Origin of the sequence: Kribbella sp. CA-294648, from assembly GCF_050943845.1 — a bacterium.
Lineage (GTDB): Bacteria > Actinomycetota > Actinomycetes > Propionibacteriales > Kribbellaceae > Kribbella.
The window spans coordinates 3,720,128-3,746,077 of record NZ_CP191981.1 but is presented as its reverse complement, the minus strand read 5'-3'; the positions used below and the strand labels follow the sequence as shown (position 1 = coordinate 3,746,077).

Here is a 25,950-nt window from a genome sequence, read left to right as displayed (position 1 = left end):
TCGAGTGGTCATGAGTCGATGACCCGCCTTCATGTCTTCACGGCTTTCGCCATGGGCGGCCGGGCGGCCGCTCTTGTTCGTGCAACTCATTGCTCTACTGCTTCCCGCACCAGCGTGATGTCCAGCGGTCCCGGAACCTTGAAGGCCCGGGGGAACGCCTTCCGCCGCTCGGCGAGCTGGAGACACTCGGTCGCCGGGTGCAAGTGCGCCCCACGGCCGGGTGCCCGATGCTCGGGATCCGGGAGGACACGTCCTCCGGAAACCGTCATCCGCAGCAAGCCGGTCGGACTGTCCCGCTTCCGACACCCGATACAGGTGCGCTCCTGAACCTTCTCAGAGCGCGCGTCTGCAGTTTGGATCACTGTTCCTCAGGGTGTGGTGACGACTCAGTCGACCGACCGAGAGATCAGTCTACCTTCTCGTCGGCACGAGTCACATCGGTATCCGGCCGGATGTCGATCCGCCAGCCGGTCAGCCGGGCCGCGAGCCGGGCGTTCTGGCCCTCTTTGCCGATCGCCAGCGACAACTGGTAGTCCGGTACGACGACGCGCGCGGCGCGGGCCGCCGCGTCCACGACCTCCACCGAGGAGACCTGCGCCGGTGAGAGCGCGTTCCCGACGAACGTCGCCGGGTCGTCGCTGTGGTCGATGATGTCGATCTTCTCACCGTGCAGCTCGTGCATGATGTTGCGTACCCGCTGGCCCATCGGGCCGATGCAGGCGCCCTTGCCGTTCACGGACGGGTTCAGCGTGCGGACCGCGATCTTGGTCCGGTGCCCGGCCTCGCGCGCGATCGCGGTGATCTCCACCGTGCCGTCGGCGATCTCCGGTACTTCGAGCGCGAACAGCTTCTTGACCAGGTTCGGGTGGGTCCGGGAGACGGTGATCTGCGGGCCCTTGAAGCCCTTGCGGACGCCGACCACGTAGACCCGCAGCCGCGAGCCGTGCTCGTACTTCTCCCCCGGCACCTGCTCCGGGGCCGGCAGCACGGCCTCGATCTTGCCCAGGTCGACCATCACCGAGCGCGGGTCGCGGCCCTGCTGGATCACCCCGGACAGGATGTCGCCCTCCTTGCCGGAGAACTCGCCGTACCGGACGTCGTCCTCGGCGTCGCGCAGCCGCTGCAGGATGACCTGCTTGGCCGTGGTCGCGGCGATCCGGCCGAAGTCGGCCGGGGTGTCGTCGAACTCGCGCGCCACCGTGCCGTCCTCGGCGAGCTCCTTGGCGAACACGGTCACGTGCCCGGTCTTGCGGTCCAGCACCACCCGCGCCTGCTGCTGTGCGCCCTCGGTCCGGTGGTAGGCCACCAGCAGCGCCTGCTCGATCGCCTCCACGACGATCTCGAAGGCGATGTCCTTCTCGCGTTCCAGGGACCGCAGGACGGCCATGTCGATGTCCATCAGTTCTCCTTCACCGTGCCGTCGGCGGTCGCGTCGGCGTCCGATTCCGGGGCAGGTTCGTCGTTGCCGGCTGGCCGGTTGAACTCGATCTGGATCTTGGCCTTCGTCACATCGGCGTACGCGATCGTGCGCGGCCGCCCTTTGACGTCCAGCTCGGCGGCCTCGTCGGTCGCGGACTTGATCCGGCCGGTCACCTTGCCGCCGGCCACCAAGGTGACCTCGACCAGGCGGGAGACGTTGCGCCGCCAGTGCCGCGGCAGCGTGAGCGGCCGGTCGACGCCGGGGCTGGACACCTCCAGCGTGTACGCGCCGTTGCCCATCACTTCGTCCGCGTCGAGCGCCTTGGAGATCGCTCGCGTCACCTCGGCGACGTCGTCGAGGGTGATGCCGCCGTCGCGGTCCACCAGCACGCGCAGCAGCCGCTTCTTACCGATCGGCGTGACTTCGGCGGCCTCGAGGTCGCAGCCGAACTGCGAGACGATCGGCCGCAGGAAGTTTTCGAGGCTCTCGGGGTCCGTGTGGTCAGTCCTTCGGCTCACAGGTAGACCTGCCTCTCTCTCCAGTTGTGCACCCGTTACGCGCCCCGGCAATCCGACCGAGGGCAGTAGCCCACCATATCCGGACAACCGGGATGTCCCTGCACGCGCCTCCGGTCGGGATAGGGTTTCGGCCGTGCCGAACCATCCTCAGTTTCTCACCCGCTGGCCGGTGGCGCCTGTCTCCCGCCGGACCACGCTGCGGGCCGCGGCGCTCACAGCCGGTACTGCGGCCCTGCTGGCCGGCTGCAGCGACGACCCGGCTGAGCCCGGAGCTGGGGGCACCACGCAAGGCGGCGGCACCAAGGGCCCGGACGGCACCAAGCAACCCGAGCCGAGCACCGACCCGGCCGTGGTGGCCGCCCTGTCGACTGCGGCCGGCCAGGTGGCCCAGGCTGCCCAACGGCTGAGCGCCGCTAGCAAGACCTACCCCGCCTTGGCAGCCCAGCTCGCCACCGCAGCGAAGTACCACGCTCAGCACCTGGCGAAGCTCAACGAGGCGTCCGGTACCGCTCCGGCGGCTGTCGGGAAGCTGCCGGCGCTGCCGAAAGGGTCGGCGGCTGCACTGGCCGACCTGGCGAGCCGGGAGCAGAAGCTGGCGGTAGCCCACGCCCTCGCCGCAGCGAAGCTCTCCGGCCCCAACGCCCGGCTGCTGGCGATGATTGCCGCCTCCGAGACCCAGCTGGCCGCCTCCCTGACCGTCAAGAAGAAGGCTGCCCGGTGACTCAGGTCGAAGCACTCCAGGCAGCCCTGGCCGGCGAGCACGCCGCCCTGTACGGCGTCGGCGTAGCCGGCGGCAAGCTGAGCGGCGCCAAGTTCCAGGCGGCGTCCGAGCTCGACGAGCGCCACCGGCGGCAGCGGGACAAGCTCACCGACCTCCTCACCGCCGCCGGCGAGACCCCAGCCGCAGCCGAACCGGCGTACGACCTGCCGCTCGTTGTGACCACCCCAGCCACCGCCACGGCCCTCATCCTCCTGATCGAACGCCGCCTGACAGCCGTCTACGCCGACCTGGTCGAAGCGGCCGAGCAGGAGCCGGTCCGTGCCCTGGCAATCCAGTACCTCCTCACCACCGCAGCCACCCAAACCACCTGGGGCGGCGCCCCCACCGCCTTCCCCGGCACCGTCTGATCCCAGAGCTCGGGCTCAGGGCGTCGGGAACGCGGCTTCTAACACGCCTGTCGCCTCGTCGACGACAGCCGTCAGAGCCCGCGGTGACGGCGTCAAACCGCTGACTATGCGGTCGAGCTCTCGAAGCCCGGCTCGGTCCAGCAGGGCCTTCTCGTTGGTCACCCAGTTGCCTCGGGCAGCCAGGATCGCGTGGGCTGCCTGACAGCCGGCGGTGGCGATTGCCCCGGCGGTTTCGGCGAGGTGCCCCTGTTCGGCATGCGCGGTCCGGGCGTAGTCCAGGGTGAGGCGGGCCTCGCCCCACCAGCGTTCCAATGCCGTCCACCGCAGAGCTTCGGGAAAGTCGGGCTTCGGGAGGGTGCCGTGAAGGACCTGGTTGATGGCCAGTTCCGCTACGACGATGTAGCTCGGGATACCTGCCAGGTGGAACAGCAGCCTCTCGACGTGGAAGCGGCCCTCGCGAGCTTCCGCGAGCTGATGCTCTACATCGTCCAGGTCCCGATAGTGCACGTCGATGCGTCTGCCGTCAGCCTGCAGCCAGGCGCCGCCGTTGAACACTCCGCCACCCCAGCCGCCGATCTCGGAGGCTTCTCCCGGCCATCCAAGCTTCCGCACGTCTTGTGGAGAGAACGCTCCGCGGTAGTAGACCGCGAAGTCCCAGTCGCTGTCAGGACCATGCGTTCCAACGGCGCGCGACCCGCCCAGCGCGACGGCATGGACCTGCGGCAGCGTTGCGAGTCGCTGCGTGACCTGGGCGAGGAAAGCGCTGTCGTCGTGGGCCTGCATGGCCGGAGCCTAGGCGTGCTGGTCCGACGCAGCCGAATTGCGTCTCCCCCGGGGTGGGAGTGGTTGCTGAGGGTTTGCCTGCTGGACACCGGGGCGCGGGAGGGTTCGGTGTATGAGGCTTGGGCGGCTGGTGGCTGAGCGGCGGCGGTTGGCGGCGTACTGGGGGGCGGCTGTCGTCCAGGTGGCGGCGGTTGCGGTTGATGCGAAGTTGTTGAAGCGGGCAAGCAAAGCGACGTTGATGCCGTTGCTGTTGTCCTGGATGCGGACGCAGGGCGCATCCACGCTCATCCAGGCAGCACTGCTCGCATCCGCGGCCGGTGATCTTCTGCTGGAGACTGAGTTTCAGACAGCCGGGATCGCCGCGTTTGCCGCGGCGCAGGCTTGCTACCTTGCGGTCTTCCTCGACAAGCCGGGCGAGCGATCTTGGCGGGTGCTTGCGGCGTACGGCGCACTCTGGGCCGCTCTGATCGCGTTGCTGGGCCGGGATCTCGGGTCCCAGCGAGTCCCCGTCGCCGCCTACGCGTTGTTGCTCACAGCAACAGCAATCGCGGCGAAATGGCACAACCCGCGCAGCGGAGTCGGTGGCGCGCTCTTCCTCGTCTCCGATGCGCTCATCGCGATGCGGCTCGCAGGCCGTGACTTCCCGGGTCGGGGCGTCCTGGTGATGTCCACCTACGCCACCGGTCAGTACCTACTCGTCTCCGGCACGAGGAAGGGAACGCGGCAGCCCGAAGTACGGGAACAAGCTGGTGTCGAAGCGGGTGAACGCTGAGATCCGGTCGCCCGCGAGGGTGAGGACGAACAGTCCGCCGCCGTGGCGGGTGGCGCCGCGGAGGTAGACGCCGAACGCCGGCTGGCCGTTTGCTCGCGTCGGTACGAGGCTGACCCGGCGGCCGGAGCTGAAGATGGTCGCGAACAGCCGGGCCGCGGCCTCGCGCCCTTCGTACTCGAGTGGAATCGGCGGCATCGAGACGAAGACGTCATCGGTGAACAAGGCAACCAACCGCTCCACGTCACCGGACTCGTACGCCGCCACGAACTCGGCCACCAACGCCTGCTCCACCGCTGATCCGGGAGTCGGTTCACGCTCAGGAGCCAGCCGCCGCAGACCCGCTCTGGCCCGTTTCAGCGCACTGGTGACCGACTCGACCGTCGAATCGAGCATCTCGGCCACTTCGGCGGCGCGGAAGCCCAGTACGTCGCGCAGGACCAGCACGGCAACCTGCCGAGGAGGCAGCGCCTGCAAAGCGGTCACGAAAGCCAGCGAGATCCCCTCGGTCTGTTCGTACTCCGCCTCCGGACCGAGCAGCGCGTCGGGATACGGCTCGAGCCACGGGAGTTCGCCGTACCGGGTCGGTTCGGGTGGTTCGACGGCTGGCATGGCGAACTCCTCAGGCGGCCGCCGGCTGGCGGAGCGGCGCGCGTTGAGGCAGCGGTTGGTGGCGATCCGGTATAGCCAGCTGCGGATCGACGCGCGCCCTTCGAACGCGGCGATCCCGCGCCACGCGGCGAGCAGTGAGTCTTGCAGGGCATCCTCGGCGTCCTGCAGCGAGCCGAGCATCCGGTAGCAATGCACCTGCAGCTCACGCCGGTACGGCTCGGTCAACTCGCGGAACGCCTCACCATCGCCGGCCCGCGCCCTGTCGATCAACTCCTGCGTCACCTTCACCACTGTATGGACACCGGCAGCGCCAAGAACTGGGCTCCCGCGGTGTCTCTATCCCCATGATGCTCAAAGACAAGATCGCAGTGGTCTACGGCGCCGGCGGCGGGATCGGCGGCGCCGTAGCGCGACACTTCGCCCAAGAAGGCGCCAAAGTCTTCCTCACCGGCCGGCGGCTGGCGTCTGTCCAAGCAGCCGCCGATGACCTGCTTGCCGACGCAGCAGAGGTCGATGCCCTGGACGAAGAGGCGGTGGAGAGCCATCTCGAGTCCGTCGTCAAGAAGGCCGGCCGCGTCGACATCTCCTTCAACGCCATCGGCCTGCCGAACGCGAACATCGTCGGCACCTCACTGACCGATCTGGACGCCACCCTCTTCACGCAGCCACTCACCGGGTACGCCCTGTCCTACTTCCTGACCGCACGCCTGGCCGCCCGGCGGATGATCGCGCAGAAGTCGGGCGTCATCATGACCGTCACCGCGCTCCACTCGAGGATGGGCCTCCCGCTGGTCGGCGGCTACGGCCCGGCAATGGCCGCCAAGGAGGCGCTCACCCGAGACCTGTCCGCCGAGCTCGCCCCGTACGGCGTACGCGTGGTCGGCCTGCGTCCGCAGGGTATGCCCGAGACCCGCACGATCCGCGACGCCTACGAGCCCCGAGCCAAGGCCTCAGGCCTGACCTGGGACCAGTGGCAGGAACTACTCGCCGCCCGGACCCACCCGCGACGCCTGATGACGCTGGAGGAGATGGCAAACCTCGCCACCTTCCTGGCCTCCGACAAGGCCAGCGGCATGACCGGAACGACCGTCAACCTGACCATGGGCAGCCTGGACGACTGACACAATCGAGGGATGGCCAAACGCCCCACCACCTGTCCGTGCGGTCTCCCCGCCCCGTACGCCGACTGCTGCGGCAGCCTCCACACCGGCCGGACGACGGCGATCACCGCCGAGCAACTCATGCGCTCGCGGTACTCCGCGTTCGTCGTACGCGATGCGCCCTATCTCCTCCGCACCTGGTACTCCGAAACCCGCCCGCGCACCCTCCCGTTGAACGACGACTTCGAGTGGACCGGCCTGGAGATCCTGAGTAGTACGGGCGGAACCGCCTTCCACACCGAAGGCACCGTCGAGTTCCGCGCGTACTACCTCACCGACAACCAGGCCGGCAGCCAACACGAGAACAGCCAGTTCACTCGCGAAGACAGTTTGTGGGTCTACGTGGCACCAGTCAGCGGCGGCGGCGCCACGGGCCGGTGATGGCGTAGGTGATGCCGGGAGAGTAGACGTTGAAGAACATCGTGCGGCCGTCGGCGGAGAAGCCGGCGCCGGCCAGTTCGCCGTACTCCGGGTCTTCGGGGGTGCCGTTGTTGACCCGGTTGCGGGCGAACTTGAAGACCTCGCCGTCCTCGGTGGTGCCGAGGATGTGCTGCTCGCCGAGGCCGTCCTCGCACATCATCAGCCCGCCGTACGGCGACATCGTGATGTTGTCGGGGGCATCGAACTCGGGGTCGTCCGAGCCGGGCTTCGGCCGGGTGAAGATGACCTCCAGGCGCAGCGTCCTCTTGCGCGGGTCGTACCGCCAGACCTGGCCGTCGTGGTCGACCTTCGGGCCGAGCTCGGTCCGGGCGAACGACGAGACGAAGTACACGCAGCGGTCCAGTGCGCCCCACCAGCAGCCCTCGAGCTTGTAACCGCCGGTGATCGGCTTGGCGTAGTCCTGCGCCCGCACCGACTCTGTGGTCGCGAGCGGGTCGGGCACCTTCACCCACTGCACGTTGTGGAAGGTCGTCCCAGGCTCCTGTACTACGGACAGGTCGGGCAGCCCGTCGATGTGCATGGCCTCGAGTTCGCCGCCGGCTCGCAAGCTCCCCCAGCCACCGCAAGGACGGTTGGGGAGGAAGCGGTAGAAGCCGCCGAGCGGCGCGACGAACGCGTCCTCGGTCTCGTAGACGATGCCGGTGCGCGGGTCGAGCGCGACCGCTTCGTGCTGGAAGCGGCCCATCTCCTTCAGTGGCGTCGGGTTCCGGTTGCGGCGGTTGTCGTACGGGTCGACCTCGAAGATGAAGCCGTGGTCCTTGGTGTAGCCGCTGGTGCCGGCCTTGAGCTCGGTCTCCTCGCAGGTCAGCCAGGTGCGCCACGGGGTGAGACCGCCGGAGCAGTTGATCGCAGTACCGCCGAGGCTGACGTACTCGCTGGTGGCGTTGTTGTGCCGGTCGGCGACGATCGTGGTGGTACCACCGGCCGCACCCGGGTCGTAGGTGCGCTCCGGCGGGGCGACGACCTTGATCTTGGCGGTCGGGCTGCACTCGTGGTTGCGGACCAGCCGGTTGCCGCCGTGCCGGTCGGGGAAGGTCCCCATACCGTCGAAGCGGCTCGGCACCGGCGGGGTGCCCGGCTTCGCGACCGTACCCTCCCGCGAGAGGACCTTGTAGCTGAAACCTCGCGGCAGGTCGAGCATGCCCGCGGGGTCCTCGACGAGCGGCCCGTAGCCGAGCTTCGGGCCGGACGTACCGAGCGCGGGCTCCGCCGTGTAGAGGGCCTCCACGGACCCGATCACACTGACGGCAACACCTGCCGCGGCCGCACGGGCGACGAACTGCCGCCGGGACAGGGGATTCGACTGCGGTTCCACGGACACGCGGGCCTCCTTGGAGCGAAGTATCTTTCGATCACCAGCGAACGTATGGTGAACGGCCGATGACTACAAGGTGAACCGCGCGCCGTGGACAGAAAATACTTACTGGTAGCAGGGCTTGCTGAACTCGTGCTTCTCGGCGGTCTTGCCGGTGAAGAAGTCCTTCTCGACCTTCACGCCGGTGGGCGCCGCCGGGTCCACCTTGGAGATGATGCTCTGCCGGAAGACCCGCTCGCTCGGCTCACCACCGAACCGGCCCGCCTCCGCCGGCAGCATCCCTTCGTAGTCGACCGTCTCCAGCGACTTCACCGCCGCCAGCAGCCCCGCCCGGGTGAGGTCCTTGGAGTCGACGGCCTTCTGCAGCGCCGCCTTCAGCGGGTAGGACCAGACCCAGCCGGCGGTGTAACCGTCGTTGGGTGCGGCCTTGAACATCGCCTGGTCCAGCGACTCGGTCAGCGCCTTGTGACCCGCCGTGTCCGTCCCGTACGGCGCCCACGGGCCCGACTGCCGGTAGAGCGCGGTCAACGCGGGAGCGGCCGGGCTCTTCAGCAACGCCGGGTTCCAGGTCGGGCTCGTACCGATGAACTGCCCCTTGAACCCAGCCTGAGCGGCGCCACCGACGATCGTGGCCGCCTCGGTCGGACCGGTGCTCAGGATGACCAGATCAGGCTTGGCGGCCATCAGCTTCTGGATCGCCGCGCCCTGGTTCTCCTGGCCGGGCGCGGTCGGGATGTCGGTGAACTTCATCCCGTTGCCCTCGGCCGCGATCTTCGTCCCGGCCGCCGCGTCGTCGCCGTAGTCACCCGGGAAGTGCACCGCGGCCACGCTCTTGGCCTGCAGGGTCTCGGCGCCGAAGTCGACGGAGTTCATCGACTCGAAGCAGTAGTTCGTGCCCGACTCCAGGATGACGTCCTCGAACGCCCAGGCCGACGTCCACGAGGCCGGTACGCCGATCATGTTGCTGGACTTCAGGTCGGCCAGGATGGCCGCGGTGGTCGGCGAGCCCAGCGTCTGGGCCAGGCCGAGCACGTCCGGCTTGATCTCGGAGTACACCTCGTTGTGGATCTGCGGGTTGTACTTGTTGTCCTTGGTGTACTTCGTGACGTCGACCTCGTAGCCGCCGATCCCGCCCGCGGTGTTGACCCGCTTCCAGAACGCCTTCTGACTCTCGGTGATCGGCACCCCGAGCGCCTTGAACGGGCCCTCGGTCAGGTCGGAGATCGAGCCGAGGTAGATACATCCCTTCGCCTTGTCCACCGCCGCCGGGCACGGCTCCTTGGTGACGCCGACGTCGAACTTGACGCCTTCGCTGCCCTGCTGCGTCTCCGGGGCGTCGCTGCGGCACCCTGCGACGGCCAGTACGGCGGCCACCAGGCCCACCGCGACCGTCCTGCGACTTCTGTACATCGCTCTTCCTCCTCGGGCTGCCGGCACCGACTGGTGAGTCAGTGCGAGAACGGCCATGACTTCCAGTAGGTGCGGATACGGATCCAGATCCCGAACAACCCCCGTGGTTCGAAGATCAGGAAGCCGATGATCAACAGGCCGTACAGAATCGTCTCGACCTGGAAGATCGTGATGCCGCCGGCCGTCGAACTGCTGCTGATGAACGGCAGCACGGCCGGAAGTTCGCGGGTGACCCGGGGCAGCAGCGTGATGAACACCGCGCCCATGATCGATCCCGAGATGGTGGCCACGCCGCCGACCAGGATCATCGCGATGTACTGCACCGACATCGCCAGGTTGAACGAGCCGGGCTCGACGAAGCCGATCATCACGTACAGCAGTGCCCCCGCGACGCCGGCGTAGAACGACGACACCGCGAAGGCGAGCATCTTGTACCGGGTCACGTCGACGCCGATCACCTCGGCGGCCAGATCGCGATCGCGGACGGCGGCCAGCGCGCGGCCGATCCGCGAACGGACCAGGTTCCGGGCCAGGACACCGAAGATCACCAGCAGGACGAACATCAGCAGGTAGAGCTTCTGCGCCTTGGTGAACATCGCGCCGTCGACCGCGAACTGCAGCCCGAACAACTCCGGTACCGCGGCCGGCCGCCCGACGCCCACTCCCCCGGTCAATTCCCGCCAGTGCTTGAACAAGTGCTCCCCGATGAACACCAGGCCGAGCGTCACGACAGCCAGGTACAGCCCTCGCAACCGAGCCGCCAGCGGAGCCACGATCAACCCGGCCAGCCCGGCCACCAGCCCCGAGGCCAGCAGCCAGATCGGCAGCGAGGTGATCCCGAAGCCGATCAGCCGGGTGCTGTCCGGATCGCCCGACAAGGCCGCCGCGGTGTACGCCCCGATCGCGAGGAAGAACGCATGCCCGAGTGACACCTGACCGGCGTACCCGGTGACGAGGTTGAGCCCGATCGCGCCGATCGCCGCGACGAACGCGGTCGCCAGGACGACGAGCAGATCGTCCTCGAGCATGAACGGCATCAGTACCGCGACCACGACCAGCCCGAGCGTCCACCACCGTTTCGCCGGCGTGTTGAGCAGCGCCATGTCCTGCCCGTACGACACGTAAAGCAGCGGGCGACCTCTCATATTCGCTCGACCTCCCGGGTTCCGAACAGGCCGTAGGGTTTGACCAGGAGGACGAGGAGCATCAGCAGGTAGGGCACGACCAGGAAGAAGTCGCCGCCGAAGATCGGGCTGAGGTCGCCGCCGTAGTTGCCGACGAGCGCCTCCACGACGCCGATCGCCAGGCCTGCGATCACCGCGCCGCCCAGTGAGTCCAGACCGCCCAGAATGATCACCGGCAAGGCCTTCAGAGCGGTGAGCCAGAGGTTCTGTTCCAGCCCGATGCCGGTCGACAGGAAGACGCCGGCGAGTCCGGCCAGCATCGCCGCGAGGGCCCACGACAGGGAGAAGACCCGCCCGACCGAGACCCCCTGGGCCAGCGCGACCTCCTGGTCCGAGGAGGCGGCGCGCATTGCCAGACCGGTCCGCGACCAGCGGTAGAAAGCGAACAAGGCGGCGACCACCACGAGCGTCGTCACCAACGTCGCGAGGTGCCGCTGGTCGATGGTCACGCCGAGCAGATTCAGTTGCTTCAGGCCCCAAGGGTCGCCCATCTGGCGGATGTCCAGGCCGATGAAGGAGTTCACCACCGTCCGGATCACGATGTCGACGCCCAGGGTGATGATCGCGATCACGAAGACCGGTTTGCCGATCATCGGCCGCAGCGCGATCCGCTCCACACCGGCCCCGAGCAGGGCGGTGAGCAGCAGCGCGACGAGCACGGCCAAGAAGAAGTTCATCGACAGCACCAGGTGGCTGACCAGTACGCCGCCCGCCATCATGAAGGCCGGCTGGGCGAAGCTGATCACCCGCATCGACTTGTAGATGATCACGAACCCGAGCGCGAGCAGGGCGTAGATCGAGCCGTTGCCCAGACCGCGGACCACGGTGGCGACGAACTCGTTCACCGCACGCCCCCTTCGTACATCGACTCGACCAGCTCGGCGAAGGTGTCGGAGACGGCACTGCGCTTGACCTTCATCGTCGCGGTCAGCTCGCCGTCCTCGTGGTCGAGCAACTTCGGCAGCATCCGGAACCGCTTGATCTGCTCCACCGAGGCGAACCGCTCGTTCACCTCGTCGACAACGCCCTGCACCAGCTCGATCACCTCAGGCTTCGAGGACAGATCGTGGTACGTCGAGTACGGCAGCCGGCGCAGCTGGGCCCAGTGGCCGACGGTCTCCGGCTCGATCCCGATCAGCGCGGCCAGGTACTTGCGCCGGTCCCCGATCACCACCGCTTCCTTGATGTACGGCGAAGCCTTGAGCGCGTTCTCCAGCTCGGACGGCGCGATGTTCTTGCCGCCGGCCGTGATGATCAGGTCCTTCATCCGGTCGGTGATCCGCAGGTGGGTGCCGTCGACCCACTCCCCCACGTCACCGGTGTGCAACCAGCCGTCCGCGTCGATCATCCGCGCGGTCGCCTCCGGGTCGTTCCAGTAGCCCGCGAAGGTGCCCGGATGCCGGGTGAGGATCTCACCGGTGTGCTCGTCGATCCGCAGCTCGACCCCCTGGTGCGCCTCGCCGACCGTGCCGACCTTCACGCGCCCCGGACGGTTCGCGGTGGCGACGGCCGAGTTCTCCGTCATCCCGTACACCTCGTACATGGGCAGGCCCAGGCCCATGAGGAACCGGAGTACCTCAGGCGCGATCGGCGCGGCACCCGAAGCGGCGTACCGGACCTTGCGCAGGCCGGTGCGGTCCATCAGGGCGCGGTAGCAGAGCACGTAGCCGATCGCGTAGACCAGCCGGGACTTCGCGGTGTGCCTGCCCCCGTTGGCGGCGAGAACCCCGCCGATCCAGTCCGCCCGGCGCAGCCAGTACCCGCCGACCTTCCGCTTCAGCCAGGTCGCCGAGCCGACCCGGATCTGCACGCCGGCGGTGATCTTCTCCCAGATCCGCGGTACGCCGAACAAAATCGTCGGCTGCACCTCGTACAGATTGGTGGTGACGGTCTCGATCGACTCCGCGAAGTGCACGGTGACCCCGGCGCCGGCGCCGAACCAGCAACTGAAGACCCGCTCAGCCAAGTGGCACAGCGGCAGGTACGACAGCACGCAGTCCTTCGGCGACGGCGGCGGCGAGGTGAAGCCGCCCTCCTCGACGAGCTCCCGGATCGCGTAGTCGACGTTGGCCACGGTCAGCATCACGCCCTTGGGCGGACCGGTGGTGCCCGACGTGTAGACCAGCATCGCCACGTCGTCCGGGCCGGCTTCGGCCATCCGCTCCTGGACCGCGTGGGGATGCGTCTCACCATGTTCGTTGCCCAGCGCAAGGAAATCGGGCCAGGCCAGCAGCCGCGGATCGTCGTACCGGTGCCTGATGCCGCGGGGCTCCACGAAGACGATGCGCTCGAGGTCGGGGAGCTCGTCGGCCACCGCGAGCGCCTTGTCGACCTGCTCCTGGTCCTCCGCGATCAGGATCCGGGTGCCGGAATGACGGAGCAGGTAGGCGACCTCGGAAACCGGGTTGGTCGGGTAGAGACCGACCGTCACCGCGCGTACCGAGACCGTGCCGACGTCGGTGTAGAGCCACTCCCGCCGGTTCTCCGAGTGGATCGCCACCCGGTCGCCCGGCTCGATGCCGAGGGCAAGCAAAGCGTGACCGACCAGCTCGGCGGTGGCCCAGTACTGCGACCAGCTGACCTGTTGCCACAGGCCCATGTCCTTTTCCCGCAACGCGATGACGTTCGGCGTCGCAATCGCCCGGTCGCGAACGCGGGTGGCGATAGTGGTCGTGCTCATGATCGCTCCACGATCCGGTGCTCCTCGCCCAGGTAGGCGCGCACCACGTCGGGGTCAGCCGCCACGTCCTGCGGCTTGCCGGTCCGGATCTGGCGGCCGAAGTCGATCACCATGATCCGGTCGGCCAGGTCCATCACCAGGCCCATGTCGTGCTCGACCATCACCATCGGCAGGCCCAGCTCATCGCGGATGTCGAGGATGAACCGGGCCATGTCCTCGGTCTCCTCCAGGTTCATCCCGGCGACCGGTTCGTCGAGCAGCAGCAGTTTCGGCTCCGAGGCCAGTGCCCGGCCGAGCTCGACCCGCTTCTGTACGCCGTACGGGAGCAGACCGACCGGCATCCGCCGCCACTGCGCGAGTTCGAGGAAGTCGACGATCTCCTCGACCGCGCGGCGGTTGGCGAACTCGTTGCGCCGGGCCTTGCCCAGCCAGGCGAACGCGGACAGTACGCCGTACGGGTGGTGGTGATGGCGGCCGAGCATCAGGTTGTCGAGCACCGTCAGGTTCGAGAACAGCTCGATGTTCTGGAAGGTCCGGGCGATCCCGAGCCGCGCGATCGCGTGCGGACGCAGGCCGAGCAGCTCCTGGTCGCCGAAGCGCACCGAGCCGCGTTGCGGCCGGTAGACCCCCGAGAGCACGTTGAAGATGGACGTCTTGCCCGCGCCGTTCGGGCCGATCACGGCGAACAGTTCGCCCTCGTCGACGGTGAAGCTGACCCCGTTCAGCGCGGTCACCCCGGAGAACTCGAGCAGCACGTCGTCAAAGGTCAGCACGCTCATGACAGCCACCGCTTCCGCCGGCGGTAGTGCTTGACGTCCCGGAACGATCGGGAGGCGCCCTCGGCACCGAGGCCGAGGTAGAACTCGCGGACGTCGCTGTCGTCGAGCAACTGCGCGGCCGGCTTGTCCATCACCATCGCGCCGTTCTCCAGCACGTAGCCGTGTTCGGCGATCGACAGTGCCATCGCGGCGTTCTGCTCGACCAGCAGCACGGTGGTCCCGGCGGCGTTGATCTCGACGATCACGTCCCGGATCTGCTGGACGATCATCGGCGCCAGGCCGAGACTCGGCTCGTCCATCAGCAGGTACTTCGGGTCCGACATCAGCGCCCGCCCGATCGCGAGCATCTGCTGCTCGCCACCGGACAGGTACCCGGCGGTCCGGCGCCGCCGGTCGGCCAGCACCGGGAAGAGCTGGTACGTCCGGTCGAGATTCGCCTTCATCGATCGCGGCGCGACATGCCCGCCGACCCGCAGATTCTCCTCGACCGTCAGGTCGGCCAGGATCCGCCGGCCTTCCATCACCTGCTTGATGCCCAGCGTGGCGATCCGGCTGGCGCCCAGGCCGTGGATGGGCTCGCCGTCCAGGGTGATGGTGCCGCGGCGGACCTCGCCGTCGTGCACGTCGAGCAACCCGGAGATGGCGCGCAGCAGCGTCGACTTGCCGGCCCCGTTGGCCCCGAGCAGGGCAACGATCTGCCCCTGCGGGACCTCGAGGCTGACGCCCCGGAGTACCAGCATCACATCGTCGTAGACGACCTCGAGATTCGTCGCTGCCAGCACGTACGGCCTCCTGGATCCCCGAAGGTTCCAACCGTCCTGGCGAGTGAGTGTGACAGCACCGGTGTCATCTGCGGAAGAGTTCCGGCCCGAAAATCGGACGCCGCTCCCCAAACTGTGATCGCCGCATGACTACACCTTGATGTGATCGCTCACAGTAACCACCGGGCTACGAGCGGCCGCCGCGTTGCCAGCGGTGGGAGGTGATCAGCATCGCCGATTGGCCGCTCAAGAGGTCGGCCACCGGCGCGACGACGCCCGCGGCTTCCTCCGGCAGAGCGGTGAGCGCCGCGACGAGTCCGACGGAGTTGGCACCGTCGTCATCGACGAGCAGCGCCAGGAAGCTCAGCTCGCTGTCCGCGAACCGCGGGCTGACCGCCTCGACCGGCGCCCACTCCGCGGTCACCAGCGTCCGCGGCGCGTCCTCCGGCCGGTCGACCAGTACGACGGCCCGCACCACCGTCAGCGGCTGGTAGTAGCCGGCCGACCAGTAGGGCTCCTCGTAGGCGAACCGCTCCGCGGCGGCGCGATCGTCCACGTCGACGACATGGACGCTGCCGGTGTGCTCCTCGCCGTCATCGGACAGCGTCGGCCCGCGCAGGATCAGCCGATCGGCGTACTGATCCATGTAGGACCAGTGCTTCTCGGCGTTCTCGATCAGTCCGGCGAGGACGTCCGGCTTGTCCTCGCCGTGAACGTAGTACGGCATCAGAGGGATCCGATCCAGTTGGCGAGCAGTTCGGCACCGGCGTCACCGGACTTCTCCGGGTGGAACTGGGTCGCGGTCAGCGGCCCGTTCTCGACCGCGGCGACGAACCGGTCTCCGCCGTACTCCGTCCAGGTGACCGTCGGCGTCACCGACTCGCGGGTGCCGGTCAACTGCCACTCGCGGACGCCGTAGGAGTGCACGAAGTAGAAGCGCTCCTTCTCGATCCCGTCGAACAGCTTGGTCTTGCCGTCGACCTCAACGGTGTTCCAGCCCATGTGCGGGACCGGCTCGTCACCGGTCGGCCGCAGCCGCTCGACCACGCCCGGCCATTGCTCGCAGCCCTCGGTCTCGACGCCGTGCTCGATGCCTATGGCAAACAAAATCTGCATGCCGACGCAGATCCCGAGCACCGGCCGCCCGGCGGCCAGCCGGCGATCGACCAGTACGTCGCCGCGCACGCCGCGCAGACCCGTCATACAGGCTTCGAAGGCGCCGACGCCGGGGACGAGCAGCCCGTCGGCGTTCAGCGCCTCGTCGAAGTCGGCCGTGACGGTGACGTCGGCGCCGACCCGCTCCAGCGCGCGTTCACCGGAGCGGATGTTGCCCGAGCCGTAGTCGAGCAGCACGACCTTCTTGCTCACAGCGCCCACCTCACAGGGCGCCCTTGGTGGAAGGGATGCCAGGCTGCCGTGGATCCAGCTCGGCGGCATCGCGCAGCGCCCGGGCGAACGCCTTGAACTGCGCCTCGACGATGTGGTGCGGATCGCGGCCGGACAGCACCCGGATGTGGATGCAGATCGCGGCGTTGAAGGCGAGCGTCTCGAACACGTGCTGGGTCAGCGAACCGGCGTAGTCGCCACCGATGATCGCGTACACCTGACCGTCGGGCTCGCCTGTGTGGACGCAGTACGGCCGGCCGGACAGGTCGACCGTGCAGTGCACCAGCGCCTCGTCCAGGGGGACGGTCGCGTCGCCGAAGCGCCTGATCCCGCGCTTGTCGCCGAGCGCTTCCTTCAACGCCTGGCCGAGGCCGATCGCGGTGTCCTCGACGGTGTGGTGCGCATCGATCTCGAGGTCGCCGACCGTGTTCACGTGCAGGTCGAGCAGCGCGTGCTTGGCCAGCGCGTTGAGCATGTGGTCGTAGAAGCCCACCCCGGTGGAGATGTCGGCGCGCCCGGTGCCGTCGAGATCGAGCTCGACGAGCACCTTGGACTCACTGGTCTCCCGGTCGACCCGGGCCGTTCTCGTCATGATGACCTTCCTAGATCAGTCTTGAGCACCTTCTCCATCGAGGCGCGGAACGCGGCCATCTCGGCGCCGGTGCCGATCGATACCCGCAACCACCCGTTGGGTCCGGTCTCCCGGATCAGCACGCCGTCGTCCAGCAGCGACTGCCAGACCGCGTGCCGGTCGGCGAAGGTGCCGAAGAGTACGAAGTTCGCATCCGAGTCGACCGCGCGCAAACCCTGTGTGCGCAGCCAGTCGACGGTCTCGTCCCGCTCGATCCGCAACTGCTCCACGCGGCCGAGCAACTCGTCGGAGTGCCGCAGCGCCGCCCGGGCGACCGCTTGGGTCACGGCCGACAAGTGGTACGGCAGCCGAACGATGCGCAGGGCATCGACCAGTTGCTTGCTCGCGGCAAGGTAACCGACCCGCGCACCGGCCAGCGCGAACGCCTTCGAGGTCGTCCTGGCCACCGCCAGATTGGGGTACGACGGCAACAACGTGACAGCACTCGGCGTCCCGGTACGCCGGAACTCCGCGTACGCCTCGTCAACCACCAGGACCGCCCCGATCGCGGCTGTCCGGGCGGCGACCGCCTCGACCAGCTGGATCGGCAACGCAGTACCGGTCGGGTTGTTGGGTGAGGCAAGCAGGACGACGGACGGGCGGTGACGCGAGATCGCCGCCAGCGCCTTGCTCTGGTCGAGGGTGAAGTCCTCGGATCGCCGGCCGGTCACCCAGTTGGTGTTCGTGTCGCGGGCGTACTCCGGGTACATCGAGTACGTCGGCGCGAACGACAACGCAGTACGGCCTGGTCCTCCGAAGGCCTGCAGCAGGTGCAGCATGACCTCGTTGGAGCCGTTGGCCACCCACACCTCCTCGGCCGTGAGCCGAGCACCCGACTCGCGCCCCAGGTACGCCGCGAAGTCGGCGCGCAGGGCAAGGAACTCGCGGTCGGGGTAGCGGTTCAGCCCGCGGGCCGCCTCGGCCACCGACGCGGTGATGTCCGCGACAGTCGCCTCGCTCGGCGGGTACGGGTTCTCGTTGACGTTGAGCAGGACGGGGACGTCCAGTTGCGGTGCGCCGTACGGCTCGAAGCTCTTCAGCTCGTCGCGGATCGGCAGCCCGTCGAAGCGGCCCATCAGGTCCCATCCTTGCTAGGCGCATTCTTGAAGCGCACTGACACGGCCGCACCGTGGGCCGGCAGGTCCTCGGCGTTCGCGAGCGCGACCACGTGCCCGGCGACCTCTTGCAAGGCCTCGCGGGAGTAGTTCACAACGTGCATCGCCTTCAGGAAGCTGCGCACCGACAACCCGGACGAGTGACACGCGCAACCGGCGGTCGGCAGCACGTGGTTCGACCCCGCGCAGTAGTCGCCCAGCGACACCGGCGACCAGCCGCCGACGAAGATCGCACCGGCGTTGCTGATCAGCTGGGACCGCTCCTCCGCGTCGACCGTCTGGATCTCCAGGTGCTCGGCCGCGTACGCGTCCACGACCGCCGTCCCCTGCTCCAGATCATCGACCAGTACGACGGCCGACTGCTGCCCGCCGAGCGCCTCGGCCACCCGCTCCGAGTGCCTGGTCTGCGGAACCTGGATCGCCAGCTCAGCCTCAACCGCGGCGGCCAGCGTCTCGCTCGGCGTGACGAGGATGCTCGCGGCCATCGGGTCGTGCTCGGCCTGGCTGATCAGGTCAGCCGCGACGTGAGCGGCGTCGGCCGAATCGTCAGCCAGTACTGCGATCTCGGTCGGACCCGCCTCGGAGTCGATCCCGACCTCGCTCTGCACGAACCGCTTGGCCGCGACCACGTAGATGTTGCCCGGACCCGTGATGAGGTTGACCTTGCGGCACCCCTCGAACCCGTAGGCGAAGCCGGCGATCGCCTGCGCGCCACCGATCGCGTAGACCTCGTCGATCCCCAGCATCGCGCACACCGCGAGAATGGTCGGGTGAGGAAGGCCACCAAAGTCCTTCTGCGGCGGTGATGCCAACGCCAACGACGTGACCCCGGCAACCTGCGCCGGTACGACGTTCATCACCACGCTGGACGCGAGCGGCGCACGGCCGCCCGGGACGTAGAGCCCGACCCGCTGCACCGGCACCAGCCGCTGGGTCACCCGGCCACCCGGCGCGGGCTGCGACTCGACATCGGCACCGCGCTCGTCCTCGCTGACAGCGCGCACCCGGCGGATCGACTCCTCCAGCGCGCTGCGCACCTCGGGGTCGAGCTCTTCGAGCGCCGTCTTGAGCGCCTCGGCGGGGACCCGCGGGTCCGCCACGCTGACATGGTCGAACTTCTCGCCGTACTCCCTGATCGCCTCGAGGCCGCGATGACGGACGTCCAGGCAGATCGGTCGGACGACGTCGAGGGCGGCCTCGACGTCGAACACGGCTCGGGGGACCAGGGCTTGGAGGTCGAGGACCTCTCCGGCTGCCACTCGGCCCCGCAGGTCGACGCGGCGAATCATGCCGCTCAGTCTACGGGGCCGCCACTGCCTCACTCGCCCGCTGTCCGCCTGGAGGAAACCGGCCCGCCCGGCGCTCCGCACCCGCCGTTGCCGGAGGCCCCGGACCGCCCCCACTCACCAACCTGGGCGGGCCGGTGCCGGCCAGGCATGAGCGGATGCACCTCGCGCCGCGGAGAGCGGGTTTGTGAGTGGGGGCGGTCCGGGCTCAATGGCCTAGGCTCGACGGTATGGACTCCCGCCTGCCGTTACTCACTGTCGAGACAGTGATCTTCCCCGGGCTGGTGCTCCCGATCCCCGTCACCGATGTGCAAGGCCGGTCGGTGATCCGCGACCTGGTCGAGAACGGTGGCGAAATGGTCTGCGGCGCGGTCGCCGTCCGGGACGGCTACGAGCTCGGCGACCGGGTCTTCCGCTCGCTGTACGGAACCGGCTGCGCGGCGACCATCTCCGAGATCTCGCTGGATGCCGACGACGACGGCCCGGTCGAGATCACGCTGACCGGCAACCGCCGCTTCAAGGTCGCCGAACTCGACAGTGGCGGCGATTACCTGATCGCCGACGTCGAGTGGCTGACCGAAGAGCCGGGCGACGATCCCCTCGGTACTGCGACCGTGGCGGTCCAGCGCTTCCGCCGGTACGCCGCGGCGGTCACCGAGATCTCGCAGCCCGGCCTGCGGATCGGCTCACTCCCCGACGATCCCAGCACCCTGTCGTACCTGATCTCGGCCGCGATGACCCTGGTCACGCCCGACCGGCAGAAGCTCCTCGAAGCCGTCGACACCACCACCCGCTTGGCCCATCTCGTCGGGCTGCTGGACAGCGAGCTCTCCGCCATCAGCGCCCTCCCCTCCCTCCCGGCCGCCGACCTGGCCTGGTCGGACATGTCCCCCAACTGACCTGACCAAGGAGCCCCGGAGTCCGACGTGGGCGAGATCATCACGGTGGTCAGCACCGCCTGTGCGAAGGCCCTCGCCGCCGACCTCTCCCCCGTCGTCCGCACACACTCCTCGAAACCGCCGCCGACTGGGAACCGATCCCCCGATCCCACGACACCCCCTGGCGCCTGCTCGCCTGGTCCCTCGTCTCCGAGGTCAACCCGTACTGAGCCCAGACCCTGGTCGGTCCGAGACTTGATCCGAGTTATTCCTTGACACGAATATTCTCCTTGGTGAATAGTTTGGGTCATGGACGCACTTCTGATCGCTCTGGCGGATCCGGCTCGGTGGCGGCTGGTGGGGTTGCTGGCTGAGCGACCCCGCTCGGTCGGGGTTCTGGCTCAGCTCGCGGATGCCCGGCAGCCGCAGACGACCAAGCACCTGCAGACGCTCGAGCGGGCCGGCGTCGTCACCTCGGAGCGGACCGGTCAACGACGGGTCTACGCACTGCGGGCCGATCCGCTGCGAGAGCTCGCCACCGAACTCAACCGGCTCGCCGACACGGTCGACCAGGCCGGTGGGGCGTACGAGGCCTTCGGGCGGCACGGACTCAGCCTTGCGGCCGAGCGACTGGCCGCGGACGAACCCGGCTGGGCCGACGCCCGATCGTTCAAGTTCCAGCGGTCGATTGCCGGGAGCCCCGACCTGGTCTGGCGCCATCTGACCGAGCCGGCCCTGCTCGAACACTGGTGGACACCCGACGACCTCCGCATCTCAGAGCTCGTCTTCGAGGCACGACCGGGCGGCCGGTTGTTCCTCGAGTACCGCGATGTCGAGGACCTCGATGGCTCCGACCAGATCGCCGGGCGCGCCGAAGGAGTCGTCACCGCGGTACGCCCCGGTGAGCACCTCGCCTACCGCAACTCCCCGCTGCTTCCCGACGGAAGCCACGCCTTCACCGCCCACGTCGACCTCGCGCTCCGGCCGAGCGAGACGGGCACGGAGCTCGACGTCGACTTCCGGATCACCGGCAGCACGGTCGAGTCCGCCGACTTCATCGCAGGAATCGAGCTCGGCTTCGGCCAGAGCCTCGACCAGCTCGCCGCGACCGTCGCCGCGAGCACCGCCACAGACACCCCAAGGAGCACGAAATGACCGACCGCCTGGTGACCGCGAACCTGAACCTGTCCCTCGACGGCCGCTACAACGGCCCGGGCGGACCCGGCGACCTGAGCGCGATCATCCCGTACGCCGTGACGGAGGTCGCCCGCGACCACATGGACCGCCTGCACGAGAACGCGACGACCGCCGTCCTCGGCCGGCTGAACGCCGAAGGCTTCCTCGGCTACTGGCCGTCGGTCGCCGACGACGAGAAGGCCGATCCACGGGACCGCGGCTACGCGCAGTGGCTGCGCGACACCGAGAAGGTGGTCTTCTCGACCACGCTGACCGAGTCACCGTGGGACCGCACGCGGATCGTGAACGCTCCCGTCGCGGACGTCATCACCGAGCTGAAGCAGACCGAGGGCGGCGAGATCCTGGTCAACAGCAGTGCGAGCATCATCAAGCCGCTGCTCGCGGCCGACCTGCTCGACCGGTTCTACCTGATGATCGCCCCGCAGATCGCCGGCGGTGGCCAGCGACTGTTCGAGGACGGGCTGCCCGCGACGCGCTGGACGGTCACCCACCAGGAGACCGGCAAGCTCGGCGAGCTGGCCATGGTCTACGACCGGGTCCGCTGACAGACTGAATCCCAATCCGGTATGACCCTGGTATGCTCTTGGTATGAGCAAGCAGATCACCGTGCGGTTGCCGGACGAACTCGTGGAGTTCATGGACCGGCTGGTCGACGACAACAAGGCGGCCAGCCGGGCCTCTGTGGTCGCGCGCGCGATGGAGCGCGAGCGGCGGCGTGAGCTGGCCGAGCGAGACGCCGCCATCCTGGCGGCCCACGGCGACTATGACGACCTCGACGGGCTGGCGGTCGCCGCCGGCGGGACTGTGCTGGCCGACCTCGACTGATGCGACCGCTGCACATCGCGCGGCTGGACAAGCCGCGCCCGGTCGTCGTGCTGACCCGCGAACTGATCCGTCCCCGGCTGACCAACGTCACCGTCGCACCGATCACCAGCACCATCCGCGGCTTGTCGACCGAGGTCCTGGTCGGCGCCCAGAACGGCCTGGATCATCCCAGCGCGATCAGCTGCGACAACATCCAGACCATCCCGAAACTCCAGCTCGGCCGCCTGATCGGCTACCTGCTCCCCGACCAGGAAGCAGCGTTGGCCGAAGCCATCACCCTCGCCTTCGACCTCGAGCCTTAGATCCGAGCCGCACCTTGTGCACCGTCTGAGTGCGACAGCTGGGCTGATTCGCTCAGCTCGTGCACAAAGTTGAGCTAGGCCAGCTTGGTGACATCCCGTACTGCGCCCTTGTCGGCGCTGGTCGCCATCGCGGCGTACGCGCGGAGCGCGGCGGACACCTTGCGGTCGCGCGCCTTCGGGGCATAGACCCCACCGAGCGCCTCACGCCGTGCGTCCAGTACGTCGTCCGAGACGAGCAGCTCGATCGAGCGGTTGGGGATGTCGATGCGGATCCGGTCGCCGTCCTCGACGAGGGCGATGGTGCCGCCCGATGCCGCCTCCGGTGAAGCGTGGCCGATGGACAGACCCGAAGTACCGCCGGAGAAGCGGCCGTCGGTGACCAGCGCGCAGACCTTGCCCAGCCCGCGGCCCTTGAGGAACGACGTCGGGTAGAGCATCTCCTGCATTCCAGGACCGCCCTTGGGTCCTTCGTAGCGGATGACCACCACGTCGCCGGGCTGGACGGCCTTGGCGAGGATCTTCTCCACCGCCTCTTCCTGCGACTCACACACGACGGCCGGGCCCTCGAAGGTCCAGATCGACTCGTCGACGCCGGCCGTCTTCACCACACAGCCGTCGACGGCCAGGTTGCCCTTCAGGACGGCGAGGCCGCCGTCCGCGGAGTACGCGTGCTCGACGTCGCGGATGCAGCCGCCGGCCGCGTCGGTGTCCAGGGTGTCCCAGCGCTCGGACTGCGAGAACGCCGTGGCCGACCGCTTGCAGCCGGGCGCCGCGTGCCACAACTCGACGGCCTCGGCCGACGGCGAGCCGCCGCGCACGTCCCAGTTCTTCAGCCAGTCGTCGATCGAGGCGCTGTGCACGGTGTGGATGTCCTCGTTCAGCAGCCCGCCCCGGTACAACTCCCCCAGGATCGCCGGGATGCCACCGGCGCGGTGCACGTCTTCCATGTAGTAGGTGCCGCCCGGAGCCACGTTCGGCGCGACCTTGGCCAGGCACGGCACGCGGCGCGAGACGGCGTTGATGTCGTCCAGGTCGAAGTCGACCTCGGCCTCCTGGGCCGCGGCGAGCAGGTGCAGGATCGTGTTCGTCGAGCCGCCCATCGCGATGTCGAGCGCCATCGCGTTCTCGAACGCCGCCCGCGAGGCGACGGTCCGGGGCAGCACGGTCTGGTCGTCGGATTCGTAGTACCGCTTGGCGATCTCGACCACCGTGCGGCCGGCGTTCTCGTACAGCGCCTTGCGGGCGGTGTGGGTGGCGAGGACCGAGCCGTTGCCGGGCAGGGCCAGGCCGATCGCCTCGGCCAGGCAGTTCATCGAGTTCGCGGTGAACATGCCCGAGCACGAACCGCAGGTCGGGCAGGCGTTCTCCTCGATCCGCTGGATGTCGGCGTCGGAGACGTTCTCGTTGACAGCCTCGGACATCGCGTCGATCAGGTCGAGCTTGCGCACGGTGCCGTCGACCAGGGTGGCCCGGCCGGCCTCCATCGGCCCGCCGGAGACGAACACGGTCGGGATGTTCAGCCGCAGCGCGGCCATCAGCATGCCCGGGGTGATCTTGTCGCAGTTGGAGATGCAGATCAGCGCGTCGGCGCAGTGCGCCTCGACCATGTACTCGACCGAGTCGGCGATCAGGTCGCGGGACGGCAGGCTGTAGAGCATGCCGCCGTGGCCCATCGCGATGCCGTCGTCGACGGCGATGGTGTTGAACTCGCGCGCGATCCCGCCGGCCGCGTGGATCGCCTCGGACACGATCCGGCCGACCGGCTGCAGGTGGGTGTGGCCGGGGACGAACTCGGTGAAGCTGTTCGCCACCGCGACGATCGGCTTGCCGAAATCCGCTCGGGCGACGCCGGAGGCCATCATGAGGGCGCGGGCGCCCGCCATGTTGCGGCCGTGGGTGACGGTACGGGACCTCAGTTCAGGCACGACGATCTCTCCAGATTCGCAAGCTTCGACTCCCTGCATGGTGCCACTTCTCGTCCAGATACCGAAACGCCGGTCCCAGATGACGGAGTGTCGGGTCGCCACGGGAGGCTTTTGTCGGAGCCCGGATCTAGCCTGGGGAGCATGACGGCCTTCGAGCTGCACGCGCGCCGGGTCCATCCCGCCCTGCGCCCGTACCTCGGCGACCTGATCGGCTACGCGTACTGCGGCCCGCCGGCTGAGCTGCATCGCGGGCTGCCGACGCAGTACCTGACGGTCGTGATCAGTCTTGACGAGCCGTTGGGCATCGCCTGGCCGGGCCAACCGGTGGAGAAGTTCCAGACCGTGGTCAGCGGCCTGCATTCGACCGCGGTGCGGATCGGCGACTCCCCCAACTTGTCGGGGATCCAGCTCGCGCTCACGCCGGCCGGGTCGAGAGCGCTGCTCGGGCAGCCGTCCGGAGAGCTCGCGGCGACAATGCTGGATGTCGACACGCTGCTCGGCGTTCCGGCTCAGGAGGTCGTCGAGCGGCTCCGGGCCACACCGCACTGGCATGAACGGCTCGAGATCGTGGAGCGGTTGTTGCTCGAGGCCTGGCGGGACGAGCTGTCCGGCGAGCCACGCGCCGAGCTCGGCTGGGCCTGGAAACGGTTGTGCGCGACGGCGGGCGGCGTCGGCGTACAGGAGCTGGCTCAGGAGGTCGGGTGGAGCCGGCGGCATCTGACCGAGCGGTTCCGGGCGGAGTACGGATTGACGCCGAAGGTCGCGGCGCGGGTGCTGCGGTTCGAGCAGGCGGTCCGCCGGCTCAAACAGAAACCGCACACCAGGCTGGCCGACCTCGCGGCCGATCTCGGGTACGCCGATCAGGCGCATCTCACCCGTGAGTGGCATGCCCTGGCCGGATGCTCTCCTCGGCAGTGGATGACCGAGGAACTCCCATATGTTCAAGACGGCGCCCATCCGGTGGCGGCACAGTCGGGGGTATGAACACGACAACGAAGGAAACCGTGATCGGGGTCTGGCCGACACTGGTCTACCGCGACGGCCAGGCCGCACTCAAGTTCCTCACCGAAGGGCTGGGGTTCACCCTGGTCGCCTCGTACCCCGGGGAGGCCGAAGGCTCGATCGCCCATTCCGAGCTGGCCTGGCCGGCCGGTGGTGGCGTGATGGTCAGTTCGCTCGACCGGAACAAGGAGCCGAACGAGTTCGACAAGCTGGCGGACCAGATCGCGTCGGTCTACCTGGTCTGCGACGATCCGGACGCGCTGTGGCCGCGCGTGATGGCGGCGGGCGCGACCGTCGTCCGCGAGATGCGCGAGGAGGACTACGGGTCGCGGGGGTTCAGCGTGGCCGATCCGGAGGGCAACGTGTGGAGTATCGGCACGTATCGCGGCGAGATCGGCGCGTTGTCCACAGGCGGCCAACAGTGACGGCCGGATCTCCGTAGA

General features: G+C 68.5%; 30 protein-coding genes. 12 read left to right on the top strand and 18 right to left on the bottom strand.

Features of this window, described 5'->3' with window-relative positions; translation table 11 throughout:
- Positions 1 to 86: 86 nt before the first annotated feature.
- The 3 genes from ACQPYM_RS17830 to rimP all read right to left on the bottom strand — a co-directional run bounded on the left by ACQPYM_RS17830 (position 87) and on the right by rimP (position 1,938).
- Positions 87 to 269, bottom strand: coding sequence for a YlxR family protein (locus ACQPYM_RS17830; RefSeq protein WP_433022007.1), 183 nt, complete (start codon positions 267 to 269; stop codon positions 87 to 89).
- Between the two features lie 137 nt (positions 270 to 406).
- Complete coding sequence (gene nusA, locus ACQPYM_RS17825) at positions 407 to 1,399, bottom strand: transcription termination factor NusA (RefSeq protein WP_360272059.1); 993 nt, start codon at positions 1,397 to 1,399, stop codon at positions 407 to 409.
- Positions 1,399 to 1,938, bottom strand: a complete 540-nt coding sequence (rimP, locus tag ACQPYM_RS17820) for a ribosome maturation factor RimP (protein ID WP_433022005.1) — start codon at positions 1,936 to 1,938, stop codon at positions 1,399 to 1,401. Before rimP ends, nusA begins: the two co-directional genes overlap by 1 nt.
- A gap of 133 nt (positions 1,939 to 2,071) precedes the next feature.
- Between rimP and ACQPYM_RS17815 the strand changes: the two genes are divergently transcribed.
- Together ACQPYM_RS17815 and ACQPYM_RS17810 are read left to right on the top strand one after the other, a co-directional pair.
- Positions 2,072 to 2,659, top strand: coding sequence for a cell division protein FtsK (locus ACQPYM_RS17815; RefSeq protein ID WP_433022004.1), 588 nt, complete (start codon positions 2,072 to 2,074; stop codon positions 2,657 to 2,659).
- A complete protein-coding gene (locus tag ACQPYM_RS17810) occupies positions 2,656 to 3,066 on the top strand; it encodes a ferritin-like domain-containing protein (protein ID WP_433022002.1) in 411 nt (136 codons plus the stop codon). The genes ACQPYM_RS17815 and ACQPYM_RS17810 overlap by 4 nt, the downstream gene beginning before the upstream one ends.
- Before the next feature lie 15 nt (positions 3,067 to 3,081).
- Here ACQPYM_RS17810 and ACQPYM_RS17805 read toward each other — a convergent pair whose 3' ends face one another.
- Positions 3,082 to 3,849, bottom strand: a complete 768-nt coding sequence (locus tag ACQPYM_RS17805; RefSeq protein ID WP_433022000.1) for a nucleotidyltransferase domain-containing protein — start codon at positions 3,847 to 3,849, stop codon at positions 3,082 to 3,084.
- A 112-nt stretch (positions 3,850 to 3,961) separates the two neighbouring features.
- Between ACQPYM_RS17805 and ACQPYM_RS17800 the strand changes: the two genes are divergently transcribed.
- Complete coding sequence (locus tag ACQPYM_RS17800; RefSeq protein WP_433021998.1) at positions 3,962 to 4,621, top strand: lysoplasmalogenase family protein; 660 nt, start codon at positions 3,962 to 3,964, stop codon at positions 4,619 to 4,621.
- On the opposite strand, the gene ACQPYM_RS17795 is transcribed toward ACQPYM_RS17800, so the two are convergent.
- On the bottom strand, positions 4,541 to 5,512 hold the full coding sequence (locus ACQPYM_RS17795; RefSeq protein ID WP_433021996.1) for a sigma-70 family RNA polymerase sigma factor: 972 nt from the start codon (positions 5,510 to 5,512) through the stop codon (positions 4,541 to 4,543). The genes ACQPYM_RS17800 and ACQPYM_RS17795 overlap by 81 nt on opposite strands.
- Positions 5,513 to 5,574: 62 nt before the next feature.
- On the opposite strand from ACQPYM_RS17795, the gene ACQPYM_RS17790 reads away from it, so the two are divergent.
- Complete coding sequence (locus tag ACQPYM_RS17790; RefSeq protein WP_433021994.1) at positions 5,575 to 6,351, top strand: SDR family oxidoreductase; 777 nt, start codon at positions 5,575 to 5,577, stop codon at positions 6,349 to 6,351.
- A gap of 12 nt (positions 6,352 to 6,363) precedes the next feature.
- The gene (locus ACQPYM_RS17785; RefSeq protein WP_433021992.1) at positions 6,364 to 6,771 is read left to right on the top strand and encodes a YchJ family protein; all 408 of its coding nucleotides are present in this window, start codon (positions 6,364 to 6,366) and stop codon (positions 6,769 to 6,771) included.
- Here the strand turns inward: ACQPYM_RS17785 and ACQPYM_RS17780 are convergent.
- From ACQPYM_RS17780 to hisD, 12 genes are all read right to left on the bottom strand, one after another.
- Entirely contained in the window at positions 6,743 to 8,152 is a 1,410-nt protein-coding gene (locus tag ACQPYM_RS17780; protein WP_433021990.1) for an alkaline phosphatase PhoX, read from the bottom strand. The genes ACQPYM_RS17785 and ACQPYM_RS17780 overlap by 29 nt on opposite strands.
- Positions 8,153 to 8,251: 99 nt before the next feature.
- Positions 8,252 to 9,556 carry an ABC transporter substrate-binding protein gene (locus ACQPYM_RS17775; RefSeq protein ID WP_433021988.1) on the bottom strand — a complete coding sequence of 435 codons (1,305 nt, stop codon included), beginning with the start codon at positions 9,554 to 9,556 and terminating at the stop codon, positions 8,252 to 8,254.
- A 38-nt stretch (positions 9,557 to 9,594) separates the two neighbouring features.
- Entirely contained in the window at positions 9,595 to 10,701 is a 1,107-nt protein-coding gene (locus ACQPYM_RS17770) for a branched-chain amino acid ABC transporter permease (protein WP_433021986.1), read from the bottom strand.
- On the bottom strand, positions 10,698 to 11,585 hold the full coding sequence (locus tag ACQPYM_RS17765; RefSeq protein ID WP_433021985.1) for a branched-chain amino acid ABC transporter permease: 888 nt from the start codon (positions 11,583 to 11,585) through the stop codon (positions 10,698 to 10,700). Before ACQPYM_RS17765 ends, ACQPYM_RS17770 begins: the two co-directional genes overlap by 4 nt.
- On the bottom strand, positions 11,582 to 13,420 hold the full coding sequence (locus ACQPYM_RS17760) for an AMP-dependent synthetase/ligase (RefSeq protein ID WP_433021983.1): 1,839 nt from the start codon (positions 13,418 to 13,420) through the stop codon (positions 11,582 to 11,584). The genes ACQPYM_RS17765 and ACQPYM_RS17760 overlap by 4 nt, the downstream gene beginning before the upstream one ends.
- The gene (locus ACQPYM_RS17755) at positions 13,417 to 14,199 is read right to left on the bottom strand and encodes an ABC transporter ATP-binding protein (protein WP_433021981.1); all 783 of its coding nucleotides are present in this window, start codon (positions 14,197 to 14,199) and stop codon (positions 13,417 to 13,419) included. The genes ACQPYM_RS17760 and ACQPYM_RS17755 overlap by 4 nt, the downstream gene beginning before the upstream one ends.
- Positions 14,196 to 14,981: an ABC transporter ATP-binding protein gene (locus ACQPYM_RS17750; RefSeq protein WP_433021979.1), complete on the bottom strand. Its 786-nt coding sequence runs from the start codon at positions 14,979 to 14,981 to the stop codon at positions 14,196 to 14,198. The genes ACQPYM_RS17755 and ACQPYM_RS17750 overlap by 4 nt, the downstream gene beginning before the upstream one ends.
- 166 nt (positions 14,982 to 15,147) lie before the next feature.
- Entirely contained in the window at positions 15,148 to 15,687 is a 540-nt protein-coding gene (locus ACQPYM_RS17745) for a YciI family protein (RefSeq protein WP_433021977.1), read from the bottom strand.
- Complete coding sequence (hisH, locus tag ACQPYM_RS17740; protein WP_433021975.1) at positions 15,687 to 16,328, bottom strand: imidazole glycerol phosphate synthase subunit HisH; 642 nt, start codon at positions 16,326 to 16,328, stop codon at positions 15,687 to 15,689. Before hisH ends, ACQPYM_RS17745 begins: the two co-directional genes overlap by 1 nt.
- A gap of 10 nt (positions 16,329 to 16,338) precedes the next feature.
- Positions 16,339 to 16,938 (bottom strand): imidazoleglycerol-phosphate dehydratase HisB, encoded by a 600-nt coding sequence (gene hisB / locus ACQPYM_RS17735; RefSeq protein ID WP_433021974.1) that lies wholly within the window; start codon positions 16,936 to 16,938, stop codon positions 16,339 to 16,341.
- Positions 16,935 to 18,053, bottom strand: coding sequence for a histidinol-phosphate transaminase (locus ACQPYM_RS17730; RefSeq protein ID WP_433021972.1), 1,119 nt, complete (start codon positions 18,051 to 18,053; stop codon positions 16,935 to 16,937). The genes hisB and ACQPYM_RS17730 overlap by 4 nt, the downstream gene beginning before the upstream one ends.
- Entirely contained in the window at positions 18,053 to 19,381 is a 1,329-nt protein-coding gene (gene hisD, locus ACQPYM_RS17725) for a histidinol dehydrogenase (protein ID WP_433021970.1), read from the bottom strand. The genes ACQPYM_RS17730 and hisD overlap by 1 nt, the downstream gene beginning before the upstream one ends.
- Positions 19,382 to 19,608: 227 nt before the next feature.
- Here hisD and ACQPYM_RS17720 point away from each other — a divergent pair, with 227 nt between their 5' ends.
- From ACQPYM_RS17720 to ACQPYM_RS17700, 5 genes are all read left to right on the top strand, one after another.
- Positions 19,609 to 20,277: an LON peptidase substrate-binding domain-containing protein gene (locus ACQPYM_RS17720; protein ID WP_433021968.1), complete on the top strand. Its 669-nt coding sequence runs from the start codon at positions 19,609 to 19,611 to the stop codon at positions 20,275 to 20,277.
- A 288-nt stretch (positions 20,278 to 20,565) separates the two neighbouring features.
- Positions 20,566 to 21,411: a metalloregulator ArsR/SmtB family transcription factor gene (locus ACQPYM_RS17715; protein ID WP_433021966.1), complete on the top strand. Its 846-nt coding sequence runs from the start codon at positions 20,566 to 20,568 to the stop codon at positions 21,409 to 21,411.
- Entirely contained in the window at positions 21,408 to 21,998 is a 591-nt protein-coding gene (locus ACQPYM_RS17710; protein WP_433021964.1) for a dihydrofolate reductase family protein, read from the top strand. The genes ACQPYM_RS17715 and ACQPYM_RS17710 overlap by 4 nt, the downstream gene beginning before the upstream one ends.
- Positions 21,999 to 22,041: 43 nt before the next feature.
- On the top strand, positions 22,042 to 22,278 hold the full coding sequence (locus ACQPYM_RS17705) for a ribbon-helix-helix domain-containing protein (RefSeq protein ID WP_433021962.1): 237 nt from the start codon (positions 22,042 to 22,044) through the stop codon (positions 22,276 to 22,278).
- Positions 22,278 to 22,580, top strand: coding sequence for a type II toxin-antitoxin system PemK/MazF family toxin (locus ACQPYM_RS17700; RefSeq protein ID WP_360271990.1), 303 nt, complete (start codon positions 22,278 to 22,280; stop codon positions 22,578 to 22,580). The genes ACQPYM_RS17705 and ACQPYM_RS17700 overlap by 1 nt, the downstream gene beginning before the upstream one ends.
- 74 nt (positions 22,581 to 22,654) lie before the next feature.
- Here ACQPYM_RS17700 and ilvD read toward each other — a convergent pair whose 3' ends face one another.
- Positions 22,655 to 24,505 carry a dihydroxy-acid dehydratase gene (gene ilvD, locus ACQPYM_RS17695; RefSeq protein ID WP_433021960.1) on the bottom strand — a complete coding sequence of 617 codons (1,851 nt, stop codon included), beginning with the start codon at positions 24,503 to 24,505 and terminating at the stop codon, positions 22,655 to 22,657.
- Positions 24,506 to 24,646: 141 nt separating this feature from the next.
- Between ilvD and ACQPYM_RS17690 the strand changes: the two genes are divergently transcribed.
- Positions 24,647 to 25,489 carry a helix-turn-helix domain-containing protein gene (locus ACQPYM_RS17690; RefSeq protein ID WP_433021958.1) on the top strand — a complete coding sequence of 281 codons (843 nt, stop codon included), beginning with the start codon at positions 24,647 to 24,649 and terminating at the stop codon, positions 25,487 to 25,489.
- Entirely contained in the window at positions 25,486 to 25,932 is a 447-nt protein-coding gene (locus ACQPYM_RS17685) for a VOC family protein (RefSeq protein WP_433021956.1), read from the top strand. The genes ACQPYM_RS17690 and ACQPYM_RS17685 overlap by 4 nt, the downstream gene beginning before the upstream one ends.
- The last annotated feature ends 18 nt before the right edge of the window (positions 25,933 to 25,950 follow it).

Bases quoted from the DNA above. Each gene is read 5' to 3' on its own strand.
- ACQPYM_RS17805 (WP_433022000.1), bottom strand. From the start codon at position 3,849: ATGCAGGCCCACGACGACAGCGCTTTCCTCGCCCAGGTCACGCAGCGA.
- ACQPYM_RS17710 (WP_433021964.1), top strand. From the start codon at position 21,408: ATGACCGACCGCCTGGTGACCGCGAACCTGAACCTGTCCCTCGACGGC.
- ACQPYM_RS17755 (WP_433021981.1), bottom strand. From the start codon at position 14,199: ATGAGCGTGCTGACCTTTGACGACGTGCTGCTCGAGTTCTCCGGGGTG.
- ACQPYM_RS17730 (WP_433021972.1), bottom strand. From the start codon at position 18,053: ATGGGCCGCTTCGACGGGCTGCCGATCCGCGACGAGCTGAAGAGCTTC.
- ACQPYM_RS17700 (WP_360271990.1), top strand. From the start codon at position 22,278: ATGCGACCGCTGCACATCGCGCGGCTGGACAAGCCGCGCCCGGTCGTC.
- hisB (WP_433021974.1), bottom strand. From the start codon at position 16,938: ATGACGAGAACGGCCCGGGTCGACCGGGAGACCAGTGAGTCCAAGGTG.
- ACQPYM_RS17770 (WP_433021986.1), bottom strand. From the start codon at position 10,701: ATGAGAGGTCGCCCGCTGCTTTACGTGTCGTACGGGCAGGACATGGCG.
- ACQPYM_RS17705 (WP_433021962.1), top strand. From the start codon at position 22,042: ATGAGCAAGCAGATCACCGTGCGGTTGCCGGACGAACTCGTGGAGTTC.
- ACQPYM_RS17785 (WP_433021992.1), top strand. From the start codon at position 6,364: ATGGCCAAACGCCCCACCACCTGTCCGTGCGGTCTCCCCGCCCCGTAC.
- ACQPYM_RS17685 (WP_433021956.1), top strand. From the start codon at position 25,486: ATGAACACGACAACGAAGGAAACCGTGATCGGGGTCTGGCCGACACTG.
- ACQPYM_RS17775 (WP_433021988.1), bottom strand. From the start codon at position 9,556: ATGTACAGAAGTCGCAGGACGGTCGCGGTGGGCCTGGTGGCCGCCGTA.
- ACQPYM_RS17690 (WP_433021958.1), top strand. From the start codon at position 24,647: ATGACGGCCTTCGAGCTGCACGCGCGCCGGGTCCATCCCGCCCTGCGC.
- ACQPYM_RS17790 (WP_433021994.1), top strand. From the start codon at position 5,575: ATGATGCTCAAAGACAAGATCGCAGTGGTCTACGGCGCCGGCGGCGGG.
- hisD (WP_433021970.1), bottom strand. From the start codon at position 19,381: ATGATTCGCCGCGTCGACCTGCGGGGCCGAGTGGCAGCCGGAGAGGTC.
- ACQPYM_RS17800 (WP_433021998.1), top strand. From the start codon at position 3,962: ATGAGGCTTGGGCGGCTGGTGGCTGAGCGGCGGCGGTTGGCGGCGTAC.
- ACQPYM_RS17720 (WP_433021968.1), top strand. From the start codon at position 19,609: ATGGACTCCCGCCTGCCGTTACTCACTGTCGAGACAGTGATCTTCCCC.
- nusA (WP_360272059.1), bottom strand. From the start codon at position 1,399: ATGGACATCGACATGGCCGTCCTGCGGTCCCTGGAACGCGAGAAGGAC.
- ACQPYM_RS17760 (WP_433021983.1), bottom strand. From the start codon at position 13,420: ATGAGCACGACCACTATCGCCACCCGCGTTCGCGACCGGGCGATTGCG.
- ACQPYM_RS17715 (WP_433021966.1), top strand. From the start codon at position 20,566: ATGGACGCACTTCTGATCGCTCTGGCGGATCCGGCTCGGTGGCGGCTG.
- ACQPYM_RS17830 (WP_433022007.1), bottom strand. From the start codon at position 269: ATGACGGTTTCCGGAGGACGTGTCCTCCCGGATCCCGAGCATCGGGCA.
- ACQPYM_RS17745 (WP_433021977.1), bottom strand. From the start codon at position 15,687: ATGCCGTACTACGTTCACGGCGAGGACAAGCCGGACGTCCTCGCCGGA.